Annotated in this window: 7 protein-coding genes; 2 read left to right on the top strand and 5 right to left on the bottom strand. The window is 62.1% G+C overall.

Translation table 11 applies throughout. The features are described from left to right. The first annotated feature begins 5 nt into the window (after window positions 1-5). Window positions 6-1,286, top strand: a complete 1,281-nt coding sequence (locus BLU85_RS15605; RefSeq protein ID WP_092200827.1) for a hybrid sensor histidine kinase/response regulator — start codon at window positions 6-8, stop codon at window positions 1,284-1,286. Then, on the top strand, window positions 1,279-1,656 hold the full coding sequence (locus BLU85_RS15600) for a response regulator (RefSeq protein WP_060742522.1): 378 nt from the start codon (window positions 1,279-1,281) through the stop codon (window positions 1,654-1,656). The genes BLU85_RS15605 and BLU85_RS15600 overlap by 8 nt, the downstream gene beginning before the upstream one ends. A 223-nt stretch (window positions 1,657-1,879) precedes the next feature. On the opposite strand, the gene BLU85_RS15595 is transcribed toward BLU85_RS15600, so the two are convergent. The 5 genes from BLU85_RS15595 to BLU85_RS15570 form a co-directional block, all read right to left on the bottom strand. After that, on the bottom strand, window positions 1,880-3,550 hold the full coding sequence (locus BLU85_RS15595) for a response regulator (protein WP_092200830.1): 1,671 nt from the start codon (window positions 3,548-3,550) through the stop codon (window positions 1,880-1,882). After that, window positions 3,547-5,049: an ATPase domain-containing protein gene (locus BLU85_RS15590; RefSeq protein WP_092200833.1), complete on the bottom strand. Its 1,503-nt coding sequence runs from the start codon at window positions 5,047-5,049 to the stop codon at window positions 3,547-3,549. The genes BLU85_RS15595 and BLU85_RS15590 overlap by 4 nt, the downstream gene beginning before the upstream one ends. 182 nt (window positions 5,050-5,231) lie before the next feature. Then, window positions 5,232-6,290: a tetratricopeptide repeat protein gene (locus BLU85_RS15585; protein WP_092200836.1), complete on the bottom strand. Its 1,059-nt coding sequence runs from the start codon at window positions 6,288-6,290 to the stop codon at window positions 5,232-5,234. Between the two features lie 433 nt (window positions 6,291-6,723). Continuing rightward, a complete protein-coding gene (locus BLU85_RS15575) occupies window positions 6,724-8,148 on the bottom strand; it encodes an efflux transporter outer membrane subunit (protein ID WP_092200842.1) in 1,425 nt (474 codons plus the stop codon). Continuing rightward, window positions 8,145-11,324: an efflux RND transporter permease subunit gene (locus tag BLU85_RS15570; RefSeq protein WP_092200845.1), complete on the bottom strand. Its 3,180-nt coding sequence runs from the start codon at window positions 11,322-11,324 to the stop codon at window positions 8,145-8,147. The genes BLU85_RS15575 and BLU85_RS15570 overlap by 4 nt, the downstream gene beginning before the upstream one ends. Window positions 11,325-11,333: the final 9 nt, after the last annotated feature.

Here is an 11,333-nt window from a genome sequence, read left to right as displayed (position 1 = left end):
ACCACATGCCAAGAGATGTTCAAGCCAAACTGCTGATCGTCGACGATCTGCCTGAGAATCTGTTGGCCCTGGAAGCGCTGATCAGGGGCCCCGACCGCGAGGTCTTCAAGGCCTTGTCGGCGGACGAAGCACTGTCCCTGCTGCTGCAACACGACTTTGCCCTGGCCATCATCGATGTGCAGATGCCCGATATGAACGGTTTCGGCCTTGCCGAGCTGATGCGCGGCACGGAGAAGACCCGCAGCATCCCGATCATTTTCGTCAGCGCCGCCGGTCGTGAGCGCAACTACGCCTTCACCGGTTATGAAACCGGCGCGGTGGACTTCCTGCACAAGCCGCTGGACACCCAGGCCGTCAAGAGCAAGGTCAATGTGTTCGTCGAGCTGTTTCGCCAGCGAAAGGCCATAAAGGAACAAGTCGTGGCCCTCGAGCAGAGCCGGCGGGAACAGGAGGTCCTGTTGCAGCAACTGGAGGCCACCCGTGGCGAGCTGGAGCAAGCGGTGCGTATGCGCGACGACTTCATGTCCATTGTCGCCCACGAGGTGCGCACCCCCCTCAATGGCCTGATTCTCGAGACCCAACTGCGCAAGATGCACCTGGCCCGGGACAATGCCGCGGCCTTCAGCCTGGACAAGGTGCGAGCGATGGTCGAGCGCGATGAGCGCCAGATCAAGAGTCTGATCCGGCTGATCGAGGACATGCTGGATGTGTCGCGGATTCGTACCGGCAAGCTGTCGATCCGTCCGACCCGCTTCAATTTGACGGCACTGGTGGAAAATCTGCTGCGCAACTTCCAGCCGCAGATTGCCATCGCCGAGTGCTCATTGACCTGCCTGGCCGAGCCGGTGGTGGAGGGGCTATGGGATGAGTTTCGCATCGAACAAGTGGTGTCGAACCTGTTGACCAATGCGCTGCGCTACGGTGGCAAGAACCCGATCGAAGTGCGCGTCTACAAGACGCCCGAGCATGCCTGCGTCGAGGTCCGGGACCACGGCATCGGCATCAGCGAGGAGAACCAGAAACGTATCTTCCAGCAGTTCGAGCGCGTATCGTCCAAGGCGGCCGCTTCAGGGCTGGGGCTGGGGCTGTTCATTTCCGAGCAGATTGTCACGGCCCATGGCGGGACGATCACGGTCGACAGTCGTCTCCATGAAGGGGCGTTGTTTCGGGTTTGCCTGCCCTTGCAGAAAACTGTCTTGGACAAAACCGCCGAACAGACGCAACCTCTGAGAGACCCTAAGGTCGTATCAGCAGCTATTGATCGAACAAAGGCTTCTCATGAGTGAAGATGCGCAAGATGTTGTATTGATCGTCGAGGATGACCCGTCGATCCTGATGGTGCTGTCGGCCTACCTGTCGGGCGAGGGATACCGGGTGTTGCAGGCCGAAAACGGTGACCAGGCGTTCGAGATCCTGGCGAGCAAGCCGCATCTGGACATGATGATTACCGACTTTCGCCTGCCGGGCGGTATTTCCGGCGTACAGATCGCCGAGCCTGCGGTCAAGTTGCGACCTGAACTGAAGGTCATCTTCATCAGTGGCTACGCGCAGGAAGTGCGCGATACCGATAGCCCCATCACCCGCAAGGCCCCGATCCTGGATAAGCCGTTCGACCTGGATGAGTTACAGCGCATCATGCAGTCGATGTTGTCGTAGTAGGCCGGGTGAGGGGGCATGTCCCGGCAGATCAGGCAAAACCCTGCGGCGAGGGAGCTTGCTCCCGCTGGGCTATGTAGGAGCTGGCGAAGCCTGCGATCTTTTGATCTTTCGCTGGAGATTCAAGTGTCTGGGGAAAGATCGCAGCCTCGCTCCGCTCGACAGCTCCTACCGCGCCCGCTTGCGGGAGCCAGCGTGCTCGCCACAATGCCTGCCCATCGCCTCAGACCTTGATCATCTCCCGTACCTTGGCCGTCAACAGATCAAACGTGAACGGTTTGGTGATCATCTGCATCCCAGGGTCAAGGAAGCCGCCACGTACCGCCGCATGCTCGGCGTAGCCGGTGATGAACAGCACCCGCAGGTCCGGACGCACCTGCCTGCCGATTTCCGCCAGTTGCCGACCATTCATGCCGGGCAGACCTACGTCGCTGATCAGCAGGTCGATGCGTTGGCCTGACTGGAGGATCGGGACCGCGCCATTGGCGTCAGCCGCTTCCACAAAGGCATAACCCAGTTCGCTCAACACCGCGCTCACCAACACCCGCACCGCCGGATCGTCCTCGACGATCAGCACGGTTTCGCCGTCCTGCGCATGGGCGGCGTGCTGGGTGGTGACCTGGGGTTCGTGGACTTCTTCACCGCGGAAGCGCGGCAGGTACAGGTTCACGGTGGTGCCTTTGTCGACTTCGCTGTCGATGGTCACGTGGCCACGCGACTGCTTGCTGAAGCCATAGATCATCGACAGGCCCAGCCCGGTGCCCTGGCCGATCGGCTTGGTGGTGAAAAACGGGTCGAAAGCGCGGCCGATCACCGCTTCGGGCATGCCACAACCGGTGTCCTGCACGCTCAGCACCACATAGTCGCCGGGCTCCAGGTTGGTGTAGGCATCGGTGAAGTCGGCGTCCAGGTGTCGGTTGCAGGTCTGTACCACCAGGTTTCCGCCGTTGGGCATGGCATCCCGGGCATTGAGCACCAGGTTGAGCAGGGCGCTTTCCAGTTGGTTGGGGTCGGCCTCGGCGACCCAGAGCTGTTCGTCCAATCGCATGTCCAGGCGAATGCTTTCGTTGAGGCTGCGTTGCAGCAGCTCGCCCATGGACAGCACCAGCGTATTCATCTGGACGGCCTTGGAATCCAGCGATTGCCGTCGGGAAAAAGCCAGCAGGCGATGGGTCAGGCCAGCGGCGCGGTTGGCCGAGGTCACGCCCAGGTCGATCAGGCTGTCCAGGTCCTCGGTACGGCCGCGGGCCAGGCGCCGACGCAGCAGTTCGAGGCTGCCGATGATCCCGGTGAGCATGTTGTTGAAGTCGTGGGCGATACCGCCGGTCAACTGTCCGACCGCTTCCATTTTTTGCGACTGGCGCAGGGCCTCTTCGTTGTGGCGCAACTGGGCTGTACGTTCTTCTACCTGCTGCTCGAGGGTTTCAAGGGTAGTCTGCAGGCGCAGTTCGCTGTTGCTGAGGTCGATCAGGCGGTCGCGGGCTTCGTACTGCCTTCGACGCCCCCGCAGGGCGGTGGTCACCAGGCTGATCAGGGTCACAGGATGGAAAGGGCGCTCGAGGAAGGTCACGTTACCCAACTGCGTACCGATACGGGCCGCCGGGTTCTGTTCCGGCCCGCCGTGATGGGTCAGCAAGACAATGGGCAGGTCGGACCAGGCCGGCTGCTGTTCGATTTGCTGGAACAGCGTTTCCAGGTCGGGCCCGACCAAGGCCTCCGAAGAAATCACCAGCAGGCCGGCACCGCTTTCCAACTCTTCGCACAAATGGCCCAGGTGGCGGCAGATGAGGCCGGCAAAACCGGCCTCATTGAGAATCATCAAGGCGATCTGGCTGTCCCGTCCCAGCGGCGCGAGGATCAGCGCCCGCTCGGACAGGGGCTCGGCCGGCGTCACCGGTGTTCATCCTTGAGCAGCGGGTTGCTCTCGCCCATGTAGGTGGGGACTCCGCGCAAGACACCTTGGAACGCCTCCAGTGGCTCGCCGATGGTCATGCCCTGGCGGCTGATGCGGTATTCGCGGATGGTCGACTCGTGGCTGCCGGTGCGTTTCTTGATGATGGAGATCGCCCGGCGAACCTTGCCCAGTGCTTCGAAATAACGCAACAGAATCACCGTGTCGGCCAAATAAGTAATGTCCACAGGCGCCTGCATGTCGCCGACCAGGCCGTGCTGGGCGACGGTCATGAAGGTCGCCGCGCCCTTGCGGTTGAGATAGAGCAGCAATTCATGCATGTGCAGCACCAGGGCGTTCTCTTCCGGCATCGCCGCCTGATAGCCGTTGATACTGTCGATGACCACGGTCTTGATGTTGCCCTCATCGACGCAACGACGTACGCGGTGGGAGAACTCGCCGGGGGACAACTCGGCGGCGTCGACCTGTTCGATCAGCAGGTTGCCGGTTTCCAGCAGGGCCTGCAGATCGATGCCGATGTTTTTCATGCGCTCGAACAGCAAGCCCAGCTCTTCATCGAAGATGAACAGTGCGGCTTTCTCGCCGCGATGCACGGCGGCTGCGGCAAAAATCAGCGCGATCAGCGACTTGCCGGTACCCGCCGGGCCCAGGATCAAGGTACTGGACCCTGTCTCGATACCGCCGCCCAGCAGCGCATCCATTTCGCCGATGCCGCTGGAGAGTTGCTGGCGCAGGTACTGCCCACGGTGCTCGGCGGCCACCAGGCGCGGGAAGACGTGCACGCCGTCGCCCATGATGGTGAAATCGTGGTAACCGCCGCGGTATTTCTGCCCGCGATACTTGACCACCCGGATCCGCCGCCGTTCGGCGCCGTAGTTGGGGGTCAGTTCTTCCAGGCGCACCACCCCGTGGGCAACGCTGTGCACGGTCTTGTCCAGGGACTCGGTGGTCAGGTCGTCGAGCAACAGGACCGTGGCGTCGTAGCGCACAAAGTAATGCTTGATCGCCAGGATCTGGCGCCGGTAGCGCAGGGAGCTTTGCGCCAGCAGACGGATTTCCGACAGGCTGTCGAGCACGACCCGGGTCGGCTTGACCCGTTCGACCACTTCGAAAATCTGCCGCGTCGCTTCACCCAGTTCCAGGTCCGAGGAGTACAGCAGGCTCTGCTGGTGCTCGGCATTGAGCAGGCTTTCGGGCGGGGTCAGCTCGAAAATATGAATATTGTCATCCAGCGTCCAGCCGTGGGAGGCCGCGCCCTGACGCAGTTCACGCTCGGTTTCCGATAGCGTGATGTACAACGAGCGCTCGCCAGCCTTGGCGCCGGCTAACAGAAAATGCAACGCGACCGTGGTCTTACCAGTCCCGGGTTCCCCCTCTAGCAGGAACACATGGCCGCGGGACAAACCACCGGAAAGGACATCATCCAGTCCTTCGATGCCGGTGGCGGCTTTTGCACTGATCAACTCGTTAGATGTAGACAAAAATAGCCCTCTCATGACTAGGGAAGTGGGCAGCAGGCGGGGTAACGCCTGAAATCGACTGCCTGAACACTTGACCTTTGGCAGTGATGGCGGTTCCGCTTGAATCGACAAAACGCGGCGTACTGCACAAATTTTGTAGGCGCTGTCGAGCGAAGCGAGGCGGCAGGCAATTGAGTGAATGCCTACAGGCCCTGTTGCAGCGCCGGGTCATCGGGGTTCAACTGTTCCAGTTGCGCCAACAGGATTTGAACGTTCTGCAACTGACCGGTTTCCTTCCAATAGTTGATCAGCAACACCCGTGCCTTGCGGTCGGCGGGGTAGCGCTGGACGATTTCCTGCAACTGTTTCTGCGCCGCTTCCACTTCCTGTTCGGCATGCAGGGTGGTCGCCAGGTCATAGCGGTAATGCCGGTTCTCGGGTTCCAGTTCCACGGCTTTTGCCAGACCGAGCACCGCATACTCGCTCTGGCCGTGTTGCAGCAGCCACATGCCCAGCGCATGTTGCAGATAAGCCGACGTTGGCTGGGTTTGCAACTGTCGGGCGAGCAGTTGCCGTGCGGCTTCGCTCTGGCCTTGTTTGTCCAGCACTTCGATTTGCATGACCAGCGCCGGGAGATTGTCCGGTTGCAGGCGCAAGGCCTGTTCGAGAGCCAATTGGGCTTTCTTCAATTCGGCGTTGTGCAGGTGCAGCCGGGCGAGCTGGTAGTGGGCGTCCGCGGTTTTCGGACCATCATCGAGCACCTGCTCCCAGGTATCGATGGCGATCTGCATCGCGCCGAAATACAAACCGAGGTCATCCGGCGATAGACCCAGCAGCGCATTCACGGCAGCGAACCGGACATTGGGGTCGTCATCATCCAGGAGTGGGCCGAGCAAGAGGCTGCGCTGGCCCGTCGGAACCAGCCCGACGATGCTGCCGATGGCGGCCCGACGCACGTCCGGTGATTCGTTGTGCAGGTCTGCGTCGGCCAGTTTCAGGGCTTGCGGGCTGGGGTAGTTGGGCAGTTCGGCGTGCAGCCACACACGGCGCTTGGGCGAGAGGTCCGGACGCCCCAGTTGCTGGTAAAGCATGCGTGCCGCTCCCGGCTGTCCGTTGCGGGCGCTTTCCAGGGCTTCACTGTAACCGCGCTTGATCGCTTCGGGGATTTGCGGCGTGGTGCTGCGTAGCCATAGCGCGACAAGACCGATCAACAACAGGACACAGAGGCTGAGGAGTAGATAGCGACGGCGAGGCGAGGGCATGCAGGGAATCCATTACCAGAAGCGTGAAATGTCGCAAGCTTCGGTCAGGTGGCGGCTTGAGTCAAACCTTGTCATAGCGGTAGCGGACCTGTGGGAGCGAGCCTGCTCTCGATGGCGTCGGATCAGCGATATCGATATTGACTGACCCACCGCCATCGCGAGCAAGCTCGGCTCCCACACCGGAATCGGGGGCGACACGAACCCTGTACCCACCCGAGCCCCCCTGTGGGAGCGAGCTCGCTCGCGATGGCGGCTGCGCATCCGACATCACCGCCAACTGAACCACCGCTATCGCGAGCAAGCTCGCTCCCACAATGGGAACTTTCATGGTGGGTGTGGGCGATAGGCAAAAAAAGCCCCGCGTCCAAATGAACGCGGGGCAAGGAATTGGTTGGTTGCGGCCAACCAAAGGAGCTCGGTTGAGCAGGGCGGGTCAGTTGCTGGCAACGGTTTCCGGTTGCCAGCCGCCACCCAGGGCCTTGTAGATCGCGACGATGCCGCGGTACAGGTCCACTTCGGCCTGGGCCTGGGTGTCTTCGGCGGCCAGGCGTTCACGTTGGGCATCGAGCAGCACGAGGAAGTCCACGGTGCCTTCGCGGTAGCGAATCTCGGCCAGGTCGGCGGCGGCGCGGCTCGATTCACTCTGGCGGATCAGCGAAATCAGCCGTTGCTGGCGCTTGCCGTAGTCACTGAAGGCGTTTTCCGATTCCTCCAGGGCCAACAGCACTTGCTGTTCGTAAGCCGCCAGGGCGCCGTCCGCCTCGGCATCGGCACCGCGCAAGCGTGCCCGCACGCTGCCCAGGTCGAAAGCGGCCCAGGTAATGCTCGGGCCCAGCGCCCAGGCGTTGGCGGCCGAGGAGCCGATCTGCGAACCGCGTCCAGCCGTGAAGCCGAGGAAACCGCTCAGGCTGACCCGTGGGAACAGATCGGCCTTGGCCACGCCGATGCGTGCCGTGGCGGCGGCCAGTTGACGCTCGGCACTGAGAATGTCCGGGCGTCGTTGCAACAGTTCACCCGGGTCGCCGATGGGCAGGGCCTTGGCGATGGCCGGCAACTGTTTCGGGCTCAGGTCCACGCTGAGTTTGTCCGGGCGCTCGCCCAGCAACGTAGCGATGCGATTGCGTTGGCGCACCTGTTCGGCCTGCAGTTGCGGCACGCTGGCTTCTACAGACGCCAGGCGGGCATCGGCACGGACCACGTCGAGCTGATCGCCGACGCCGGCATCACGCAGGCTTTCGGTGATCTTGCGCGAATCCTGCTGATTCTTCAGGTTCGCCAAGGCGATCTTTTCCCGCAGCTGGGCGCCGCGCAATTGACCGTAGGCGTCCACCAGCTCGGCGATCATCGTCACTTGCAACTGATAGAGATCGGCTTCGACCGCCTGCTGATCGGCATCGGTGGCTTCCAGGTTACGCCGGATGCGTCCGAACAGGTCCAGCTCCCAGGCCATGTCCAGGCCCAGGTCGTAACGCTCGGTGTTGATCCGCTCGTCCGTCTGCCCTGTAGGATTCTGGCCCTTGCCCAAGTCGCTGCTGGCACGGCTGGTGATGGTCGGCATGACGTCATTGCTGGCGTCATCGCGAATCGCCCGGGCGGCCCGCAAGCGGGCGAAGGCCACGCGCAACTCGCGGTTGCCTTCCAGGGAACGAGTCACCAACGCGTTGAGGGTCGGGTCGTCGAACTGCTGCCACCAGACGCCCTCGAAGCGAGCCCGGTCGAAATTCTTCTGGCCGGCGGCACCGTCGGTGGCGGTGGTGATGTTCGCCGCCTCCGTTTGTGGTGCCTTGTAGTCCGGACCCACGGCGCAGGCGCTCAACGCCAGGGCCAGCAAGCTCGGAACGAACGCTTTCAAACTCATTGTTGCGCCTCCAGTTTCAAAGCCCGGGCCGCCTTGCGGGCCTCGCTGCGCTCGACGAAGTTGCGGATCAGTACATAGAACACAGGGGTGAGCAGCAGGCCGAAGAAGGTCACGCCGAGCATCCCGGAGAACACCGCCACACCCATGGCATGACGCATTTCCGCACCTGCGCCGCTGGAGAACACCAGGGGCACCACGCCCATGATGAAGGCGAAGGAGGTCATCAGGATCGGCCGCAGACGCAGGCGGCACGCTTCGAGGACCGCCGCCAGCGGGTTCATGCCTTCAAGCTGTTTATCCTTGGCGAACTCGACGATCAGAATCGCGTTCTTGCAGGCAAGTCCCACCAGTACGATCAAGCCGATCTGGGTAAAGATGTTGTTGTCGCCACCGGAGAGAATCACCCCGGTAATCGCCGACAGCAGGGTCATCGGTACGATCAGGATCACCGCCAATGGCAGGCTCCAGCTTTCGTACTGTGCCGCGAGCACCAGGAACGCCAGCAGTACGCAGAGCGGGAACACGAACAGCGCGGTGTTGCCCGAGAGAATCTGCTGGTACGTCAGGTCGGTCCATTCGTACGTCATGCCGTTGGGCAGTTCGTCCTTGAGCAGTTTTTCGATGGCCTTTTCAGCCTGGCCGGAGCTGTACCCCGGGGCAGCGGCACCGTTGATTTCAGCCGTGATGAAGCCGTTGTAGTGCATCACGCGATCCGGCCCCGAGGTGTCGCTGACCTTGATGAAGGTCGCCAGCGGGATCATCTCGCCACGGTTGTTGCGCACCTTGAGCTGGCCGATCTGGTCCGACTCGAGACGGAACTGCTGCTCGGCCTGGACGTTGACCTGGTAGGTGCGCCCGAAGCGGTTGAAGTCATTGGCATACAGCGAACCCAGGTAGATCTGCAGGGTGTCGAAGATGTCGCTGACGGCCACGCCGTGGGTCTTGGCTTTTTCACGGTCGATGGCGGCATCGACCTGGGGCACGTTCACGGTGTAGCTGGTGAACAACCCGGCCAGTTCCGGCACGCTGCGGCTCTTGGTGATGATGTTCATGGTTTCTTTGTACAGCTCGTCGTAGCCCAGGTTGCCCCGGTCTTCGATTTGCAGGCGGAAACCACCGATGGTACCCAGGCCCTGTACTGGCGGCGGTGGGAAGATCGCCATGTAGGCTTCCTGGATCTCCGAGTACTTGCCGTTCAAGGCACCGGCGATGGCGCCGGCCGACATGCTCGGGTCCTTGCGCTCGTCGAAAGGCTTGAGGGTCACGAACACGATGCCGGCGTTCGGGCTGTTGGTGAAACCGTTGATCGACAGGCCGGGGAAGGCCACGGCGCTTTCAACGCCCGGTTGCTTGAGGGCCAGGTCGGACATGCGCTTGATCACGTCTTCGGTGCGGTCCAGGCTCGAAGCGTCCGGCAGTTGGGCGAAGGCCACCAGGTATTGCTTGTCCTGGCCGGGCACGAAGCCGGTCGGGGTGGTGGAGAAGCCGAAGAACGTCAGCACCATCAGGCCGGCGTAGAGCACCAGGGCGATGCCGCTGCTGCGGATCACCCGAGCGACGGTACCCACGTAGCCATGGCTGGCACGCTCGAAGAAACGGTTGAACGGACGGAACAGCCAGCCACCGAATATCTTGTCCAGGAACTTGGAGAAACGGTCCTTGGGTGCGTCATGGCCCTTGAGCAGTACCGCGGCCAGGGCCGGCGACAGGGTCAGGGAGTTGACCGCCGAGATTACCGTGGAGATGGCAATGGTCAGGGCGAACTGTTTATAGAACTGACCGGTCAGGCCGCTGATGAACGCCGCCGGAACGAAGACTGCGCACAGCACCAGGGCGGTGGCGATGATCGGACCGGTCACTTCGCCCATGGCGCGTTTGGTCGCCTCCACGGGGGTGAGTCCCAGCTCGATGTTTCGCTCGACGTTCTCCACCACCACGATGGCGTCGTCCACCACGATACCGATCGCCAGGACCAGGCCGAACAGTGACAGGGCGTTCAACGAGAAGCCGAACAGATGCATCACCGCGAACGTACCGATCAGCGAAACCGGCACCGCCACCAGGGGGATGATCGAGGCGCGCCAGGTCTGCAGGAACAGGATCACCACCAGCACCACGAGAATCAGGGCTTCGAACAGGGTGTGGACCACCGCTTCGATGGAGCCGCGGACGAAGATCGTCGGGTCATAGACGATGCTGTAGTCCATTCCCGCCGGGAAGCCTTTTTTCAGCTCTTCCATCTTGGCGCGAACGTCGTTGGAGATCTGGATCGCGTTGGAACCTGGGCGCTGGAAGATCGGGATCGCCACCGCCGGCTGGTTGTCCAGCAGCGAGCGCAGGGCGTATTGGCTGGAACCCAGCTCGACCCGGGCGATGTCCTTCAGGCGCGTGATCTCACCGTTGGCGCCGGAGCGAATGATGATGTTCTCGAATTCTTCCTCACTCACCAGGCGACCCTGGGTATTGATCGACAGCTGGAAGGATTGAGCGTTCGGCGCTGGCGGCGCACCCAGGGCACCGGCCGCCACCTGGCGGTTCTGTTCGCGGATCGCGGTGACCACGTCAGTGGCGGTCAGGTTGCGCGAAGCGGTCTTGTTCGGATCCAGCCAGACCCGCAGGGAGTAGTCACCCATGCCGAACAGTTGCACATCACCTACGCCGCCCAGGCGCGCCAGCTCATCCTTGATGTTGAGCAGGGCGTAGTTGGACAGGTAGAGCATGTCGTAGCGTTTGTCCGGCGAGGTCAAGTGCACGACCATGGTCAGGTCGGGCGATGCCTTGTCCACCGTGATGCCGATCCGGGTCACTTCTTCCGGAAGCTTGGGCTCGGTCCGGGTGACGCGGTTCTGCACCTGCACCTGGGCGTTGTCCAGGTCGGTGCCCAGGGCGAAGGTGATGGTCAAGGTGATCTTGCCGTCAGCGGTGGACTGCGAGGACATGTACAGCATGTTCTCGACACCGGTGATGGCTTGTTCCAGGGGCGCGGCCACGGTTTCGCCGATGACCTTGGGGTTGGCGCCGGGGAAGTTGGCGCGTACGACCACGGTCGGCGGCACGACTTCCGGGTATTCGCTGATCGGTAGCTGGAACAGCGAGATGGCGCCGGCGATCAGGATCAGCAGCGAGAGCACTGCTGCGAAGATCGGCCGCGAAATGAAGAACTGGGAAAATTTCATCTTGGATTC

Source organism: Pseudomonas sp. NFACC14 (assembly GCF_900106885.1).
In the GTDB taxonomy this organism is placed as follows: Bacteria; Pseudomonadota; Gammaproteobacteria; order Pseudomonadales; family Pseudomonadaceae; genus Aquipseudomonas; species Aquipseudomonas fluorescens_AA.
The sequence above is the reverse complement of the archived record's forward strand: the minus strand, read 5'-3'. Positions and strand labels throughout refer to the sequence as shown.